This is a genomic window from Agromyces subbeticus DSM 16689 (assembly GCF_000421565.1).
Lineage (GTDB): Bacteria > Actinomycetota > Actinomycetes > Actinomycetales > Microbacteriaceae > Agromyces > Agromyces subbeticus.
Genome location: NZ_ATXG01000023.1, coordinates 16,189 through 31,670, shown reverse-complemented (window position 1 = coordinate 31,670; position 15,482 = coordinate 16,189). Strand labels below are relative to the sequence as shown.

Here is a 15,482-nt window from a genome sequence, read left to right as displayed (position 1 = left end):
CGTTCGCTCTACATCCACCCCGACGAGTGCGTCGACTGCGGGGCCTGCGAGCCCGTGTGCCCCGTCGAGGCGATCTACTACGAAGACGACCTTCCCGAAATGTGGGCCGACTACTACAAGGCCAACGTCGAGTTCTTCGAACTCTCCCCAGACGGCGCTGTGCCGCTCGGCTCACCGGGTGGCGCCGCGAAGACCGGCATGCTCCGGTTCGACCACCCCGTCGTCGCAGTCCTGCCCGCGCAGGGAGCGCATTCATGACGGATGCCGCCACTGCGGGCAACGCGGTGGTCGCCGTCGACGGATTCAAGGCCGCCTTCCGCGAGCACCCGGCCGGCATCGCACTGATCACCGGCCGCACGGAACTCGGGCCCGTCGGGCTCACCGCGTCGAGCGTCGCCTCGGTCTCGGCCGATCCGCCGGCCCTGTCGTTCTCGGTGACTCGTGCGACCGGTTCGGCGGGCGGGTTGCTCGCCGCGGACACGATCGTGGTGCACCTCCTCTCCGCGCATCACGTCGACGTCGCCCGCGCGTTCGCTCGCTCGGGCGAGCCCCGGTTCACGCCTGAGCAGGGCTGGTCGACGCTCGAGAGCGGTGAGCCGGTGCTCCACGATGCGCGAGCCGCACTTCGCTGCCGCATCGTGCAGACCGTGCCGGTCGGCGGCTCGTCGCTCGTCGTCGCCGAGGTGCTCGAGGTGTTCCTCGGAACGCCCGCTCCCTCGCTCGTGTACCGCGACCGGCGATTCCACCGATTCGAACACGACGCCCCCGAGCTCTGACATCGATCTCGGCCCTGTGACCCGGTCGCTCCCATCCGCGAGCGATCCCATCGAAAGGAAGCACACCGCATGCCCGTCTACTCCTTGCCCGAGCTGCCCTACGACTACTCCGCGCTCGCCCCGCACATCTCGGCGACGATCATGGAGTTGCACCACTCCAAGCACCACCAGGCCTACGTGACCGGGGCGAACGCGGCGCTCGAGCAGCTCGCCGAGGCCCGCGAGAGCGGCAACCTCGCGAACGTGAACAAGCTCGAGAAGGACCTCGCCTTCAACCTCGGCGGCCACATCAATCACAGCGTCTTCTGGAAGAACCTCTCGCCCGACGGCGGCGGCTCCCCCGAGGGCGAGCTGGCAGCGGCGCTCGACGACGGCTTCGGCTCGCTCGATGCGTTCCGCGCGCACTTCACGGCGACCGCCCTCGGCGTTCAGGGCTCGGGTTGGGCGGTGCTCGCGTGGGACAGCGTCGGCGCTCGGCCCGTGATCTTCCAGCTGTTCGACCAGCAGGGCAACGCGCCCCTCGGCGTCATCCCGTTGCTGCAGCTCGACGTGTGGGAGCACGCGTACTACCTCGACTACCGCAACGTTCGAGCCGACTACGTGAAGGCCTTCTGGGAGATCGTGAACTGGGCCGACGTCGAGGCCCGCTTCACCGCAGCGCGCGCCGCGACGAGCGGCCTCATCGTTCCGAGCGCCGGCTGAGCACGCAGCCCGCACCAGCTCCTCGCGCGCCGAGGCGCCGGCGACGACCTCGCCGGCGCCTCTCGCACGCGCTGCTCGCGGTGCAGGTGCGCCGGTTCGGCCTCGTCGCATTGCTCATCGCCACCGCCGTCGGCACGCTGATCGGAGCACTGAACCAGTAGCGCGGGACGGCGCGCGACCTCGCGACACGGCGGACGCTCGGACCACTCGGTCGCTACGCGCGGGCGAGTTCCGCTTCGTAGGCGGCACGCAGCTCGGCGAAGGCCGACGGCACCCCCAGCGGACGCGGGATGCCGAGATGCTGCTCACGCAGCTCATCCATGAACCGATCCCAGAACTCCGGTCCGCCACGTTCGAGGAGTTCGGCGCGCACCGAGAGCTCCCTGCTCGTCGGCAGATGCCGCACGCCCCAGGCCCCGAGGTGCGCCAGCACGGGCACGAGCTGGATTGCCGGCTCGGTGAGGCTGTAAACCACCTTCTGCTTGTGGCTCGGGTCGGGTGCGCGAGAGAGCATGTGCAGCCCGACGAGGCGCTGCAGGCGGTCGGCGAGCACGTTCGAGGCGATGCCCTCGTCGGAGCCGGCCAACAGCTCGTTGAAATGGCGCCGATTGCCGAACATGATGTCGCGGATGACGATGAGCGACCACTTGTCGCCGAACACCTCGAGTGCGAGGTTGATCGGGCAGCCCGATCGATGCTCCAAGCTCATGCGCACCACCTCCAAAAACCACTTGCAGCCTACAACTAGTTGACGCTATCCTGCCAACTAATTGCAAATTACAACTGGTTAGGGAGATACATCATGGGCAAGGTGTTCAGCGACCTCGCGGTTTCGGCCGACGGTTTCGCGACCGGCGTGAACCAGCGAGAAGAGGCGCCGTTCGGCGACATCGAAGAGAACGCGCTCCACGGCTGGATGTTCGAGACCGCCGACGAGAACCGCGCCGAGCTCGACGCGATCCTCGATTCGGGCGCGACCATCATGGGTCGCAACATGTTCGGCCCCGTTCGCGGCGAGTGGGACCGCGACTGGCGGGGGTGGTGGGGCCCGAACCCGCCGTACCACGGGCCGGTCTTCGTGCTCACCCACTTCGCGCACGACCCCATCGAGATGGAGGGCGGCACCACGTTCCACTTCGTGACCGACGGCATCCACTCGGCGTTCGAGCAGGCGCGCGCCGCAGCGGGCGACGGCAACATCTCGATCGCCGGCGGGGCGACGACCGTCAACCAGTATCTCGCCGCGGGCCTCCTCGACGAGCTGCGGCTGCACGTCACGGCGTGCATCATCGGCGCAGGTGAGCGGGTCTTCGACGGCGTACCGGCGCAGCCGCTCGAGCGGATCTCGGTGCGTGCGGCGTCACTCGTGACGCACATCACCTACCGGCCGGTGCGATCGTAGCCCGCTCGAACTGCTCGACTGCGTGTTCGGCCGACATGCCGCGCCACGCGACACGTATCGCCTCCCGACAGCGCACGATGGCATCGGAATCGTCGAACGAGACTCCGCGCACGACGAACTGATAGTAGAAGACGCCATTGATGAGGTCGATGCAGGCGTCGAGATCGAGGTCTGGGCGCAGCTCGCCTCGCGCCATCCCCTCCTGAAGCACCGCGACCATGCCAGTGCGACGACGCGCCACATGCGAGCGCCAATACGCCTGGGCGAGTTTGCGATCGGTCATCGCGAGCTTCAACCTCAATCGGAACCGCTCCTCCGAGTAGGTGGCCCGGGTTGAGTCGGCAGAGGCGGTGAACACCGCGAGCACGTTCTCCAGCAGGTCACCGCCGAGCGGTATGGCGTACGGGGTGCGCCCCTGGTCGAGCGCGGCGGCCACGAGATCGGTCATGCTCGGCCAACGACGATAGATCGCCGCGCGACTGACGCCGCTGATGTCGACGACGCGGCTGACCGTGACCTCCTCACCGCGCTCGATGAGCTCGACGGCCGCCTCGATGATCCGCCCGTCGTGACCGATCGAGCGCGGGCGGCCCGGGCCACGGCGCTCGACCGCCGGCCGGGGCCGCCCCGCATCGACCGTCGTCACGCGGATGCCTCGGCGACCGCCCGCTCACGCAGTCGGGCGATCAGCCCGTCGGTGAGGCCGGCATTGCGTAGCGACGCCAGGGGGTCGGCGGCATCCCGGCCGAGCTCGTCGAGCAGCGCTCGCATGGGCGCATCGGAGAACTCCACTCGAGCCGCGCCACGCGCAGCTTGGTCGAGGTCGAACCCGAACTTCGCCATCAAGGGCGCGATGACGGGGGCGATGCGCTCGTGGATGGCTGCCGAGTTCGCACCCGTGCGGGCGTAGTCGGCGAGGATGTCGACGCGGTCTGCGCCGAGCACGAGCAGCAGGGACGCCGCGAGCACGCCCGTGCGATCCTGCCCTGCAGCGCAGTGGAAGGCCACCGCACCCGGAGCATGCGCGATGATCGCCAGCGCCGTGACGATCTGCGGGGCGGCGTTCTCGAACATGCGCACGTACATCCGGCCGAACGAGCGTTGATCCAGCGGGTCGCCGTCGGCTGCCTGCCCGAGGTCGGTCATGAACGGCACGTGGTGGTAATTCACTGTCGTGCGAGCCGCGAACGGGCCTCGCCCGGTGAGCAGCACCTCATCGGCCGAGCGCAGGTCGACGACCGCGCTCAGGCCGGCTGCGACGAGCTGGTCGGCGATCGCTTCGGTGACGGTCGAGAGATCGTCGGCACGAATCGCGAAGCCTTCGCGAACGACGCCGCCCGTCATCGGGATGCCGACGAGGTCGCGCAGGTTGACCGGTGCGCTGAGCGGGATCGCGGCGAGCGCGGGAGCCGCCACGGGAGTGGGAGCCGGAGTGGCTTCGGCGATGGTCATGTGATTCTCCTTCGGATGACGGCGCTCGCCTGGTCGATGACCGTGACGAGCACGATGATGCAGATGACGATCGCGCTGAGGTGCCCGTAGTCGTACATCTTCATGGCGGTGGTGAGCTCGAGGCCGATGCCGCCGGCGCCGACCATGCCGAGGATGGTCGCGCCACGCACGTTGCCCTCGAAGAGCAGGAGCGTATACGAGACGAGCATCGGCGCTGATTGCGGCAGGATGCCGTACTGCACGACTTGGCGCTTCGAAGCGCCGACCGCCTGCATGGCGGTGACGGGGCCCACGTCGACGGCCTCCATGGCCTCGGCGAAGATCTTGCCGATGGAACCGATCGAACCGATCGTCATCGCGAGGATGCCGGCGAACGGCCCGAGCCCGACGGCCGAGACGAACATGAGCGCGAAAACGAGATCGGGCAGCGACCGGATGATGTTCATCACCCAGCGGGTCGGGTAGTAGAGCCACTTCGGCGCGATGTTCGAGGCGGCCCCGAACGCGACGACGAGTGACAGCACGGCGCCGAGCACCGTACCGACGATGGCCATCTGCAGGGTCTCGATGAGCAGCGCCACGATCGTGTCGAACTTGTCCCAGGTCGGAGGGAAGAGCCGCGAGAGGAACTCCCCCATGTTCACGGCGCCCTCGCCGAGTTTCGCGAAGTTGAACTCGGCGCCGACGAACGACCAGACGAGAAGCAGCGCGACGACCGGTATGCCGAGGAGGAAACGCGCGCGCGGCACGTTGAACGCACGCTCCAGGCGCTCGCGTTCACGAGGGTCGAGTTGCGGCGGCGGGGGCGCTTTCCGGCCGGCGCGATCAGGCGAGGTCGTCGACAACGCCTTCCCCCTCCTCGTCGTCGTGCTGGTAGACGACGTCGAGGGCCGCCGCATCGAGCTGACTGGTCGGGGCGGAGACGAGCATCTCGCCGTGCCGGAGGCCGACGATGCGATCGGAGTGCTCGAGCGCCAACGGCATGACGTGCAGGCTCACGAGCACGGGAATGCCGTCGTCGCGCGCGATCGCATGCAGCAGTTCGAGGACCGAGCGCGACATCTTCGGATCGAGCGAGGCCACGGGCTCGTCGGCGAGGATCAGTTTGGGTCGCTGCATGAGGGCTCGAGCGATGGCGACGCGCTGTTGCTGCCCGCCTGAGAGCGACCGAGCCGGCTCCTTGGCCTTGTGCGCGATGCCCACCCGATCGAGCAACTCGAGCGCCCGCTTGCGGTGCGCCGTCGAGAAGCCGCCGACGACGTTGATGGGGCCTGCCTCGTGCAACGCCCCGGTGAGCACATTCGTCAGCACGCTGAGGCGTCCGACGAGGTTGAACTGCTGGAACACCTGACCCACGGAGGCGCGCACGTCGCGCAATTGGCCGCGACGCAGGTTCGTCAGGTCGTACCCGCCGACTCTGGCTGAGCCGCCGCTGATCGGCGCGAAGCCGGTGAGGCTCTTCATGAGCGTCGATTTACCGGAACCTGACGAGCCGAGCAGTGCCACCATCTCGCCGGGAAAGAGATCGAGATCGACGCCGTCGAGCACGAGCGGCCCGCCGCCGTACGCGACCTTCAGATCACGCACCGAGACGAGCGGCAGCTGTGGCTGCAGCTCGGCCGCCGAGAGTGGCCGCGCGTGCTGGGTTGCGGGAATGGTCATGACTCGCCGCCGCTTCAGCCGAGATCCGAGATGTCGACATCCGCGATGGCCGCGATGTCGACGAAGGGCTGGAAGATCTTGGCATCCGGCTCGAGGATCGGCCCGGTGCCCTGCATGGCCTCGAACATCGCCCCGAGGGCCTCGGCGTTCTCCTCGACGAAGACGTTCGGCAGCGCCTCGAGCAGCAGCTCGCGCTTGTCCTCGGCGATCAACTGGTCGGCGAGCACCGTCACGGCTACCGGCATCGAGTCGCTCTCCCCGATGGAACGCGTCTCGCCCTCGGCGAAGGGGAACATGTCGGTGCCGACCATGGTCGGGAAGATCGTCGACGTGCACGCGACATCCACTTGCCCCTCCTTCAGCGCGATGAAGCTCATGTCGTGGCCGCCCGAGAACATCGGGGTGTAATCGGCGTCCTGCTCGAGGCCGGCGTCGTGGAGCATTGACACGGGCATGAAGTATCCCGAGCTCGACGCCGGGTCGGCGAAGGCGACGACCGTCTCGGTCGTGACGTCGTCGAGCGAGTGCAGCGACGACCCGTCGAGTACGAGGCAGGTCGACACCGGTTCGTCGTTCCCCGGCCAGGCGACGAGCGCATCGACTTCGCCCGTGTTGACGGCGAGGGCGGAGGGGAATCCGCTCATGAAGCCGATGTCGACGTGGTGGTTGCGGATGGCCTCCACGACGGCCGTGTAGTCGGGCACGTCGACGATCTCGACCTCGCGACCGGTCTCGGCGGTGATGAGCTCGGCGAACGCCTCGATCGGATTCTGGGCGGTCGGGTCGTCGCCAAGCGGTGTCGTCGCGAAGGTGATGGGGGCATCTGGGTCCGAGGCCGCAGCGGCCTCTGATTCGGTGCTGGAGCAGCCGGCGAGAGCGACGGCGCCGAGGGCGAGAAGTCCGAGAGCGGGAAGGGCGCGGGCGCGCATGGGCGTTCCTTTCGGGGAGTGAGTCGGATGTGCCCGACGGGATATCGCGACTGGCGATATCGAAATCTCACCCGATCGAAGTGGCCGCGAATTACGAGACCGCCGTACCTGGAATCGAATGGCGGGTGAACAGCGAGTGACGTCGATGGCGACGCCTGCGCCACATGACGTGGCTGGAGGGACCAAGCCGCAGGTTCCGGCCGCCGTCAGCTTGCGGGCTGATCTCGCACGGTCGTCGTGATGGCCCGCATGACCAGCCCCCGGAGTTCGGGAACCACCTCGGCCTCGAACCACGGGTTCGCAGCGAGCCACCTCGCGTTCAGGCCCGACGGATGGACGATGGGCATGATCTCCGGCAGGTAGTCGCGGTACGCCCGAACCGTCTCGGTGAGGCTCGCACGTCGACGGTTTCCGAGGTAGTGTCGCTGCGCATACGCGCCGACGAGGATCGTCAGACGCACCTCGGTGAGCATCTCGAAGACGAGCGGATGCCACCGCGGCGCGAACGACGGCCTCGGCGGTGCGTCGCCCGACGTGCCCTTGCCCGGAAAGTAGAAGTCCATCGGGACGATGGCGAACTTCGCCGGATCGTGGAACTCCTCACGGCTCACCCCGAGCCATCGCACCAACCGGTCGCCGCTCGCATCATCGAACGGCGTCCCGGACTCCTGTGCCCGCCGGCCGGGTGCCTGACCGACGATCGCAACACGCGCGGTCGAAGATCCAGAGAATACCGGCGCCCAGCCGATGTCCGTCATCGCGGCGTTCTCAGGGTCGGCGGCGACCTGGGCGCGGAGCACGGCGAAGTCGTCAGTCACCGGCGTCGCCCAGCCATGCCGGTGCCGGAGCGCGACGTTCGGCCCGCCACCCCGGGTCGAGCTCGATGAGGCGAATGTCGTGAAGTCCGCCGGCGTCGGCCACCGCCGTCATGAAGGTGGCCTTCGGCTGCCGTCGCCGGTCGGTGGGTGAACCGGGGTTCAGCACGCGCATCCCCGCGGGCGACACGGTGTCCCAGGGAATGTGGCTGTGCCCGAACACGAGCACATCGACACCAGCGAACGCCGCATCCAACCTGCGTTCGCGCCCGACGGCCTGCCCCGTCTCATGCACGACTGCGAAGCGCACGCCGTCGATCGTCGCCGAGGCGACCTCGGGGAGGCGGGCGCGGAGGGCGTCGCCGTCATTGTTGCCGACAACTCCGATCACCCGACGAGACCGCTGCTCGATCTCGTCGAGCAGGCTCACCTCGACCCAGTCGCCGGCGTGGATGGTCACGTCGGCGAGCTCGATCGCCGCCCATACCTCGGGCGGCAGGTCGCGTGCACGTTTCGGAACGTGAGTATCGGCCAGGATCACGAGTGACGTCGGCATTGCTCCATCATGCTCTTCAAACGATGCGCGATGCTGACGGCAGGGCACGATGCCGTTCGCAGGCCGCGCGGTCCCCTGGACGGCCCTGCGTCACGCCGCCGCTGACGCTCCCACTCGCTCGGCCGTCGTCGCGATCGTCGCGAAACCTCGCGCCGCGAGCACGCTCTCGGTACGTCGCATGAGGTCCTCGCCCGAGACCGCGGCATACGACTCCCCCGCCGGGATGTCGGACGTCGTCGTCGCATCGGTGACGAACTCGACGTCGAACCCGAGGTCGCTCGCCACCCGGGCCGTGGTTTCGCAGCACTGATCGGTGCGGATGCCACAGATCACTACTCGACGAATGCCGAGCTGCATCAACTGCTGCTGCAGGTTGGTCGTCGTGAACGCGTTGATCGATGTCTTCGTCACCTGCGGTTCCCCGTCGGCCGGCTCGAACTCCGAGACGACTCGAACGAGACCGCGCGTCGGGTCGAAGACGCTGCCCGTGCCCGGATCCGCGTGCGTCACCCACACGATCGCGTCACCGGCCGAGCGCGCGTGGTCGACGAGTCGAGCGATGTTGGCGAGCACTCGAGGATTCGCCGTCGCCTTCCAGTCGTCTGCTCGCGCGCGGAACGACTCCTGGGCATCGATGACGAGCAAGGCGGTGTCGGATGGATGTGTCATGGGTCCATCCTCGCGGCACGTTCAGCCGCTCCGAAAGGCATCATGCCGCCAACGACCCGAGCGTTCCGGTCACGCATTCCAGTTCTAGGTGTCAGTTGGTCGGGAAGGTCGCGGCGGTCAGCTGCTCGGAGACCCTCCAGATGCGCTGAGCGTCGGCAGCGCTGCGCAATGGCGCGTACACCCGCTGCTCGGCGGGCGGACCGCCGAGCTGCCCGAGGCCTCGAGGGCCGTAGAGGGCGCCGGGCTTGGATGTCGGGTCGGTGGCCGCCATGAGCGCGGGAAGCTTCGCGGTCTCGACCGTGCCGAGGAGGACGCCGCGGGTGGAGAGGGCGCGGATGAGTCTTCGGCCCGGCGTCTCCTCGACGCGGCCGAGTTCAGGGCGCGCGGCGAGCAGATTCGTCGGAGCGACCCCGGGATGCGACAGGTTGCTGGTGATGCCCCATCCGTGGGTCGTGCTGCGCCGCTCCAGCTCGAGCCCGAAGAGCCCGAATGCGATCTTCGACTGGCTGTAGGCGCTCATTCCGTCGTAGGAGCGTTCCCAATTCAGGTCGTCCCAATTGATGGCGCCTCGTCTTGCCGCGATGCTGACCTGCGAGGTCACGCGTGCCCGACCGGCCTTGAGGAGCGGCAGCAGATGAGCGACGAGGGCGAAGTGACCGAGGTGGTTGGAGCCGAATTGGAGCTCGAACCCGTCGGTGGTCGTCTGCCGGTCGGGCGGCGTCATGACGCCGGCGTTGTTGATGAGGATATGGATCGGCCGACCCTCGACCCGGAGAGTCTCGCCGAGGGCGGCGACGGAGTCCAACGAGGACAGGTCGAGGTCACGGAGCGACACGTCGGCGCCAGGAGCCGACTGCCTGATCTTGGCGATCGCAGCCTCACCCTTGCGTCGATTGCGCACGGCCATCATCACCTCCGCGCCGGCTGCGGCCAGTCGTGCGGCCATTCCCAGCCCCATCCCGTCGCTGGCGCCGGTGACGACGGCTCGCTTCCCTGAGAGGTCGGGGACGGTGATGTCGATGTTCTTTCGTGGCATGAATTCACTCCCGATAGTCGTGCGTTTCCTCCACCCTCGGGGAGGGCGGCGAAGTTATTCAGGGCCGCTCGATCCCCTGATACGGAAGGCCACGCTTCGGCCGAAGGGGGGATCGGTGAGCCGTGGATGCACAGGCCCGCGGGCGGTAAGAATGAAGCAGCACCGAAGGAGGCAGGCATGCTGATCGACAGGACCGGACTGGCGGAATTCCTTCGCCGCCGCCGCGAGTCGCTGCAACCCGAAGACGTCGGCCTCCCCCGCGGACAACGCCGCAGGACGAGCGGCCTCCGGCGAGAGGAGGTGGCCTCGCTCTGCCACATGTCGACCGATTACTACTCGCGGATCGAGCAGGAGCGTGGACCCCAGCCATCCGCGCAGATGATCGCCTCCATCTCGCAGGGGCTCCACCTCACCCTCGACGAGCGTGACCACCTGTTCCGGCTTGCCGGGCACAACCCACCCACGCGTGGCGCAGTCAGCGAGCACATCAGCCCCGGCCTGCTGCGCATCCTCGATCGCCTCCACGACACCCCTGCAGAGATCGTCACGGAGCTCGGTGAGACCCTGCGGCAGACTCCGATGGGCGTGGCGCTCACGGGCGACACGACTCAATTCACCGGGCCAGCCCGCAGCGCGGGATTCCGCTGGTTCACCGACTCAGCTGCCCGGCGACTCTACGCGCCTGAAGAACACCAGTTCCTCAGTCGGATGTACGCCTCAGGGCTGCGCGAGATCGTCACCATCCGTGGCCAGGACTCTCGAGCCGCGCACCTCGCCGAGTTGCTCCTCGCCCGCAGCGACGAGTTCCGACGGGTGTGGGAAGACCACGAGATCGGAATACGCCCCCACGACGTCAAGCACTTCATCCACCCGGAAGTCGGCGCGCTGGAGCTGACGTGTCAGCGACTGCTCGACCCGGACCAGTCACACTGGCTGCTCGTCTACACCGCCATTCCCGGCAGCGAGAGTCACGACAAGCTGCCGTTGCTCTCCATCATCGGAACGCAAGCGCTTCACTAGCGGCCATCATCGTCGCCGCTCTCCGAACTGGCTCGGTGCCGTCGATATCGGTCCGGTTCGCTTCAGTGCGTACTCGATGCCGATGCGGGCGAGCCCTGAGCAGAAGTCCGGTCTACGATCAGTGCATGAATGTGACGACGGTCGTGAAGAGTGTCGAGATCCCCGGTGTGGGGCGTGTGACCTGCATGGGCGAAGAGACACGTCGAGCCGACGACACGATCGAGGTGACGGCCATGCAGACGGCGGTGATCAACGGGCGGCCTGCGAACAAGTCGGAACGAGCATATGCGGCTGAGGTGCTCGGCTGGTTCGACGAGTAACCATACAGAAAGCCCCGGCAGAAACTCAGTTCTACCGGGGACTTTCTGGTCGGGCTGACAGGATTTGAACCTGCGACCCCTTGACCCCCAGTCAAGTGCGCTACCAAGCTGCGCCACAGCCCGATGCCACCGGATTTCTCCGAAGACAACTTGACCATCATAGCGGCATTCGAGGGCGTGTTCGTGCACAGCGGCACGACGCACGCGACATCCGATCGCCGGAATCGAGACGGATGCAACGCGCATCGCTCAACCGGCCGGGAACATCCTCCTCAACCGCTGAGAACCCTCGACCCGGCGCAGCATCCCGGCAAGACTGAGGCGAACGCACGCCGTTCTGAGGGGAACCACCATGGCACGCACCATCGCCGACCAGCTCGTCGCCCAGCTCATCGATGCGGGCGTCGATCACATCTACGGCATCGTCGGGGATTCGTTGAACCCCATCGTCGACGCCGTGCGGCGTTCGGGTGGCAAGGCCAAGGGCGGCATCGACTGGATCCACGTGCGCCACGAGGAATCCGCCGCGTTCATGGCCGCTGCCGAGGCGCAGCTCACGGGCAAACTCGCGGTGTGTGCCGGCAGCTGCGGCCCCGGCAACCTGCACCTCATCAATGGTCTCTACGACGCGCATCGCTCAGGCGCACCGGTGCTCGCGATCGCGAGCCACATCCCGAGCGCGCAGATCGGCTCGGGCTACTTCCAGGAGACGCATCCAGAGCGGCTCTTCGTGGAGTGCTCGAACTACTGCGAGCAGATCCTGACGTCGAGGCAATCGCCGCGGGTCGTGAACTCGGCACTTCGGCACGCGATCGCCGGCCCTGGGGTGTCGGTGATCGTGATGCCCGGCGATGTCGCCGAGTTCGAGGCATCCGATGCATTCCCGCAACTCGTGCTGACAGCACCGGCCACCCTCGTGCCAGACGACGCCGATGTGCGCCGACTCGCCCGGGCGATCGACGACGCAGAGACCGTGGCGATCTTCGCGGGTGCCGGAGCGGCGGGCGCGCACGACGAAGTGATCGCCTTCGCCGAGCGACTGAAAGCGCCGATCGGCCACACCCTGCGCGGCAAGCAATGGGTTCAGTACGACAACCCGTACGACGTCGGCATGACCGGCCTGCTCGGCTACGGCGCGGCCCACGCGGGCATTCACGACGCCGACCTCGTTCTGCTCGTCGGCACCGACTTCCCCTACGAGCAGTTCCTGCCCGACCCCGAGAAGGTCGTGATCGCGCAGATCGACACGGATGCCTCGCACCTCGGCCGCAGAGTCAGTGTCGCCCACCCCGTGCACGGCGACGTGCGCACGACGCTCGCTCGCCTCAGCGAACTGGTCGCACCGAAGTCGGATCGCGGCTTTCTCGATCGCATGCTGAAGAAGCACCACAAGCTGCTCGACACGGTCGTCGGCACCTACACGGATGTCACCGCGACCGCGCCGATCCACCCCGAGTACGCGATCACCCTCATCGACGAGGCGGCCGCCAACGATGCGGTGTTCACCGCCGACACCGGCATGGGCAACGTCTGGCAGGCGAGGTACGTCACGCCAGCGCCCGACCGTCGCATCATCGGCTCGTTCGTCCATGGCTCGATGGCCAACGCGCTGCCCCACGCGATCGGCGCGCAGGTCGCCTATCCCGACCGCCAGGTCGTCGCCATCGCCGGCGACGGCGGGCTCTCGATGCTGCTCGGCGAACTCATCACCGCGGTCGCATACAAACTGCCGCTCAAGGTCTTCGTCTTCAACAACTCGACGCTCGGGCTCGTGAAACTCGAGATGCTCGTCGACGGCTTCCCGTCATTCGGAGTCGACGGGCCCGCGGTCGACTTCGCGGGCATCGCCGAGGCGATCGGCTTCCACGCCGAGCGCGTCGACGACCCGCACGCCCTGAAAGACGCGGTGGCGACGACGTTCGCCCACCGGGGCCCCGCACTGCTCGACATCGTGACCGATCCACGGGCGCTGTCGCTGCCGCCCGCGATCACGGGTGAGCAGGTCAAGGGATTCGCCCTCGCCATGTCGAAGACCGTGTTGCACGGGGGCGCCGCCGAGGCCGTGGCAATGGCCCGCTCGAACGTCAGGCACCTGCCGGGGCTCTGAAACGGCCCCACGGCGAGGCGCGCTCGCAGCGCCTCGCCCGCGCTCAGATGTACTTCCGCACCTCGTCCATGAATGCCACCGGGTCGTCGACCCAGATGCGCAGTGCCGTCACCGACTGCTCACCGCCGGCTTTGCCGTGTCCGGGCAACTTCAGGAGCGTCGGCCCCTCGAGTTCAATCTCGAGATTGGTCTCATCGGTCATGCGCAGCATGAGGGTGCGCGAGGCATCCGTATCGACGATCTTCGGCGACTTGGGCTCATCGACGCGAAGGTTGCGTGCGACCGATGCGATGTCGTCCCAGCTGAGCGCGATGTCGATCTCGAGCCCACCGCGCACGCGAATGCCGTCGGGGCCCACGGTGTGCGGCCGCATGAGGTAGGCGCACAGCAGTCCGAACATCCAGGTGAGCCCCCAGATGCCGAGCACGAGCAGCGTGATGCGCACCGCCGGCCAGCGATGCACGATGAGGTCGAAGATCGGAATCTCGACCGCCGACAGCACGATGAAGATCATGAGGATCGTCATCACGGGCTTGTGGAAGCTGAACCCGACGGCACCCCGCGGCACCGCCGGCCGTCGTGCGATGAATCGGCCGATGCTCGCGTAGATGGCGAGCTCCATCAGCAGGGCTCGCTTCATGAAGGTGCCGATGCGACGCCAGACGGATGCCTCGGGGCGGGCCGAGATCTCGACGCTCACTCCCCCACCGCCTTCTGCCGCTGTTCCTCCGCACGACGCTGCTCATCGGCGGCGATCAGCTCGCGGAGCCGTTCGGTGATCGCCTCGATACCGCGCAGCAGCGCCTCGCGGTCGTCAGGGGCCACCGCACCGATGAGGTCGGCCGAGAGTTCGGCATGGTCGTGCTGCATCTGGCGCATCATCTCGTGAGCGGATGCCGCGAGGGACACGATGATCGCACGCCGATCACTCGGGTGCGGTGATCGCGTGACGTAGCCGCCCGCCTCGAGTGCGTCGACGAGCCCGGTGATGTTGCGCGGGCTCACCTCGAGGCGAGTCGCGAGTGCGTGCTGCGTCGATGGCCCGGTCGCCGCGAGCTCCCAGAGCAGCCTCGTGCGCGACGGCGTGAGCGGCGTGCCGTCGAAGGCGCGCGCCATGTCTTTCTGGAAGAGCTCGCTCACCTCGAGCAGTCGATCGAGCACGGTGATCTCGGGAGTCATATTCTGATGGTACTACATTGTTACCTCGCTTCACGATCTACGGAAGCGGCCGAAAGGGCAGCCCCAGTACGCCCTCGGTTCACGTTTCGAATGTCGGTGGTCGGCGTTAGATTCGTCTGGTGATGACCGACGTGACCGAAGACATCGAACCGCCACCGCTGCGCGTGGTGTCGGCCAGAGATGTGCCGTTCGCCGACGTCGAGACGGTGTTCGGCACCCGCGGCGACGCCGCTCACTGCTGGTGTCAGTGGTACAAGATCCCGGGCAGTGATTGGCAGAGCGTCGGTGACGAAGCGCTGCATGACCGTCTGCGCTCGCAGCTCGAAGCCCCAGGCTCCGGGCCGGGGCTCATCGCCTACGAGGGCGATGCGCCGGTCGGCTGGTGCGCGGTCGAGCCGCGCAAGAACCTCGTGCGCCTGCGCCGCAGCCGCATCGTGGCCGACGGCACGCCGAATCCCGATTTCGACGATCCCGACATCTGGTCGATCTCGTGCTTCGTCGTGCCACGGCCCAATCGGCGCCGCGGTGTCGGCCGGGCCCTCGCCGAAGCGGCGGTCGACCACGCCCGCACCGGCGGTGCCCGCATCGTCGAGGCGTACGCCGTCGATCAGACGGTGCGCGCCAAGGCTGCGGCCGCCGATCTCTTTCACGGCACGGTCTCGATGTTCCTCGGCGCGGGCTTCATCGAGGTCGCCCGCCCGAAGGCCGACCGCGCGATCATGCAGCTCGAGCTGGTGAGCAACGGGGCTTGAACCCGCTACCTCCACTGCTCAAGCCTCACGAGCGACCCGCTGACCGCGATGCTGCTCAGCCATCAGAAATGCCGCCGGGCCCGGTGTCGTCTCCGCGAGGGAACG

Annotated in this window: 20 protein-coding genes and 1 tRNA gene; 8 read left to right on the top strand and 13 right to left on the bottom strand. The window is 67.6% G+C overall.

Annotated elements, in window-relative coordinates; translation table 11 throughout:
* The 3 genes from H521_RS0119655 to H521_RS0119645 all read left to right on the top strand — a co-directional run.
* On the top strand, positions 1-258 hold a 258-nt coding region (locus tag H521_RS0119655; protein ID WP_022894719.1), incomplete at its 5' end, for a 4Fe-4S dicluster domain-containing protein.
* Positions 255-776 carry a flavin reductase family protein gene (locus H521_RS0119650; protein ID WP_022894718.1) on the top strand — a complete coding sequence of 174 codons (522 nt, stop codon included), beginning with the start codon at positions 255-257 and terminating at the stop codon, positions 774-776. The genes H521_RS0119655 and H521_RS0119650, both read left to right, overlap by 4 nt.
* A 69-nt stretch (positions 777-845) precedes the next feature.
* Positions 846-1,478, top strand: coding sequence for a superoxide dismutase (locus H521_RS0119645; RefSeq protein WP_022894717.1), 633 nt, complete (start codon positions 846-848; stop codon positions 1,476-1,478).
* Between the two features lie 214 nt (positions 1,479-1,692).
* Here the strand turns inward: H521_RS0119645 and H521_RS0119635 are convergent, their stop codons facing one another.
* Positions 1,693-2,187 (bottom strand): winged helix-turn-helix transcriptional regulator, encoded by a 495-nt coding sequence (locus H521_RS0119635; RefSeq protein ID WP_022894716.1) that lies wholly within the window; start codon positions 2,185-2,187, stop codon positions 1,693-1,695.
* Positions 2,188-2,280: 93 nt separating this feature from the next.
* Here H521_RS0119635 and H521_RS0119630 point away from each other — a divergent pair, with 93 nt between their 5' ends.
* Positions 2,281-2,880 carry a dihydrofolate reductase family protein gene (locus tag H521_RS0119630; RefSeq protein WP_022894715.1) on the top strand — a complete coding sequence of 200 codons (600 nt, stop codon included), beginning with the start codon at positions 2,281-2,283 and terminating at the stop codon, positions 2,878-2,880.
* On the opposite strand, the gene H521_RS24540 is transcribed toward H521_RS0119630, so the two are convergent.
* From H521_RS24540 to H521_RS0119585, 9 genes are all read right to left on the bottom strand, one after another.
* Positions 2,855-3,526: a TetR/AcrR family transcriptional regulator gene (locus tag H521_RS24540; RefSeq protein WP_022894714.1), complete on the bottom strand. Its 672-nt coding sequence runs from the start codon at positions 3,524-3,526 to the stop codon at positions 2,855-2,857. The genes H521_RS0119630 and H521_RS24540 overlap by 26 nt on opposite strands.
* A complete protein-coding gene (locus tag H521_RS0119620; RefSeq protein WP_022894713.1) occupies positions 3,523-4,332 on the bottom strand; it encodes a tyrosine-protein phosphatase in 810 nt (269 codons plus the stop codon). The genes H521_RS24540 and H521_RS0119620 overlap by 4 nt, the downstream gene beginning before the upstream one ends.
* Positions 4,329-5,081: a phosphonate ABC transporter, permease protein PhnE gene (gene phnE / locus H521_RS0119615; protein ID WP_040425108.1), complete on the bottom strand. Its 753-nt coding sequence runs from the start codon at positions 5,079-5,081 to the stop codon at positions 4,329-4,331. Before phnE ends, H521_RS0119620 begins: the two co-directional genes overlap by 4 nt.
* A 76-nt stretch (positions 5,082-5,157) precedes the next feature.
* Complete coding sequence (locus tag H521_RS24535) at positions 5,158-5,994, bottom strand: phosphonate ABC transporter ATP-binding protein (RefSeq protein WP_022894711.1); 837 nt, start codon at positions 5,992-5,994, stop codon at positions 5,158-5,160.
* A 14-nt stretch (positions 5,995-6,008) separates the two neighbouring features.
* Positions 6,009-6,923 carry a phosphate/phosphite/phosphonate ABC transporter substrate-binding protein gene (phnD, locus tag H521_RS0119605; RefSeq protein WP_022894710.1) on the bottom strand — a complete coding sequence of 305 codons (915 nt, stop codon included), beginning with the start codon at positions 6,921-6,923 and terminating at the stop codon, positions 6,009-6,011.
* Positions 6,924-7,129: 206 nt separating this feature from the next.
* Positions 7,130-7,741, bottom strand: a complete 612-nt coding sequence (locus tag H521_RS0119600; protein WP_022894709.1) for a uracil-DNA glycosylase family protein — start codon at positions 7,739-7,741, stop codon at positions 7,130-7,132.
* The gene (locus H521_RS24530) at positions 7,734-8,294 is read right to left on the bottom strand and encodes a metallophosphoesterase family protein (protein WP_022894708.1); all 561 of its coding nucleotides are present in this window, start codon (positions 8,292-8,294) and stop codon (positions 7,734-7,736) included. The genes H521_RS0119600 and H521_RS24530 overlap by 8 nt, the downstream gene beginning before the upstream one ends.
* Before the next feature lie 90 nt (positions 8,295-8,384).
* Positions 8,385-8,963 (bottom strand): isochorismatase family protein, encoded by a 579-nt coding sequence (locus H521_RS0119590; RefSeq protein WP_022894707.1) that lies wholly within the window; start codon positions 8,961-8,963, stop codon positions 8,385-8,387.
* A 91-nt stretch (positions 8,964-9,054) separates the two neighbouring features.
* The gene (locus tag H521_RS0119585) at positions 9,055-9,999 is read right to left on the bottom strand and encodes an SDR family oxidoreductase (RefSeq protein ID WP_022894706.1); all 945 of its coding nucleotides are present in this window, start codon (positions 9,997-9,999) and stop codon (positions 9,055-9,057) included.
* A 180-nt stretch (positions 10,000-10,179) separates the two neighbouring features.
* On the opposite strand from H521_RS0119585, the gene H521_RS0119580 reads away from it, so the two are divergent.
* Together H521_RS0119580 and H521_RS0119575 are read left to right on the top strand one after the other, a co-directional pair.
* The gene (locus H521_RS0119580; protein ID WP_026482511.1) at positions 10,180-11,019 is read left to right on the top strand and encodes a helix-turn-helix transcriptional regulator; all 840 of its coding nucleotides are present in this window, start codon (positions 10,180-10,182) and stop codon (positions 11,017-11,019) included.
* A 125-nt stretch (positions 11,020-11,144) separates the two neighbouring features.
* Positions 11,145-11,339, top strand: coding sequence for a hypothetical protein (locus H521_RS0119575; RefSeq protein WP_022894704.1), 195 nt, complete (start codon positions 11,145-11,147; stop codon positions 11,337-11,339).
* Positions 11,340-11,385: 46 nt separating this feature from the next.
* On the opposite strand, the gene H521_RS0119570 is transcribed toward H521_RS0119575, so the two are convergent.
* Positions 11,386-11,462, bottom strand: a tRNA-Pro gene (locus tag H521_RS0119570).
* A gap of 229 nt (positions 11,463-11,691) precedes the next feature.
* Between H521_RS0119570 and H521_RS0119565 the strand changes: the two genes are divergently transcribed.
* Complete coding sequence (locus H521_RS0119565; RefSeq protein WP_022894703.1) at positions 11,692-13,446, top strand: pyruvate dehydrogenase; 1,755 nt, start codon at positions 11,692-11,694, stop codon at positions 13,444-13,446.
* A 43-nt stretch (positions 13,447-13,489) separates the two neighbouring features.
* Here the strand turns inward: H521_RS0119565 and H521_RS0119560 are convergent, their stop codons facing one another.
* Together H521_RS0119560 and H521_RS0119555 are read right to left on the bottom strand one after the other, a co-directional pair.
* Positions 13,490-14,146 (bottom strand): hypothetical protein, encoded by a 657-nt coding sequence (locus H521_RS0119560; protein WP_022894702.1) that lies wholly within the window; start codon positions 14,144-14,146, stop codon positions 13,490-13,492.
* Complete coding sequence (locus H521_RS0119555) at positions 14,143-14,625, bottom strand: MarR family winged helix-turn-helix transcriptional regulator (protein ID WP_022894701.1); 483 nt, start codon at positions 14,623-14,625, stop codon at positions 14,143-14,145. Before H521_RS0119555 ends, H521_RS0119560 begins: the two co-directional genes overlap by 4 nt.
* Before the next feature lie 122 nt (positions 14,626-14,747).
* Between H521_RS0119555 and H521_RS0119550 the strand changes: the two genes are divergently transcribed.
* A complete protein-coding gene (locus tag H521_RS0119550) occupies positions 14,748-15,377 on the top strand; it encodes a GNAT family N-acetyltransferase (RefSeq protein WP_022894700.1) in 630 nt (209 codons plus the stop codon).
* Positions 15,378-15,482 lie beyond the last annotated feature (105 nt).

What these genes read in the sequence shown, in the direction of transcription:
- H521_RS0119630 (WP_022894715.1), top strand. Translation starts at nt 2,281, where the DNA reads ATGGGCAAGGTGTTCAGCGACCTCGCGGTTTCGGCCGACGGTTTCGCG.
- H521_RS0119575 (WP_022894704.1), top strand. Translation starts at nt 11,145, where the DNA reads ATGAATGTGACGACGGTCGTGAAGAGTGTCGAGATCCCCGGTGTGGGG.
- H521_RS0119565 (WP_022894703.1), top strand. Translation starts at nt 11,692, where the DNA reads ATGGCACGCACCATCGCCGACCAGCTCGTCGCCCAGCTCATCGATGCG.
- H521_RS24535 (WP_022894711.1), bottom strand. Translation starts at nt 5,994, where the DNA reads ATGACCATTCCCGCAACCCAGCACGCGCGGCCACTCTCGGCGGCCGAG.
- H521_RS0119590 (WP_022894707.1), bottom strand. Translation starts at nt 8,963, where the DNA reads ATGACACATCCATCCGACACCGCCTTGCTCGTCATCGATGCCCAGGAG.
- H521_RS0119585 (WP_022894706.1), bottom strand. Translation starts at nt 9,999, where the DNA reads ATGCCACGAAAGAACATCGACATCACCGTCCCCGACCTCTCAGGGAAG.
- H521_RS0119620 (WP_022894713.1), bottom strand. Translation starts at nt 4,332, where the DNA reads ATGACCATCGCCGAAGCCACTCCGGCTCCCACTCCCGTGGCGGCTCCC.
- H521_RS0119550 (WP_022894700.1), top strand. Translation starts at nt 14,748, where the DNA reads ATGACCGACGTGACCGAAGACATCGAACCGCCACCGCTGCGCGTGGTG.
- H521_RS24530 (WP_022894708.1), bottom strand. Translation starts at nt 8,294, where the DNA reads ATGCCGACGTCACTCGTGATCCTGGCCGATACTCACGTTCCGAAACGT.
- phnD (WP_022894710.1), bottom strand. Translation starts at nt 6,923, where the DNA reads ATGCGCGCCCGCGCCCTTCCCGCTCTCGGACTTCTCGCCCTCGGCGCC.
- H521_RS0119635 (WP_022894716.1), bottom strand. Translation starts at nt 2,187, where the DNA reads ATGAGCTTGGAGCATCGATCGGGCTGCCCGATCAACCTCGCACTCGAG.
- H521_RS0119645 (WP_022894717.1), top strand. Translation starts at nt 846, where the DNA reads ATGCCCGTCTACTCCTTGCCCGAGCTGCCCTACGACTACTCCGCGCTC.
- H521_RS0119650 (WP_022894718.1), top strand. Translation starts at nt 255, where the DNA reads ATGACGGATGCCGCCACTGCGGGCAACGCGGTGGTCGCCGTCGACGGA.
- H521_RS0119555 (WP_022894701.1), bottom strand. Translation starts at nt 14,625, where the DNA reads ATGACTCCCGAGATCACCGTGCTCGATCGACTGCTCGAGGTGAGCGAG.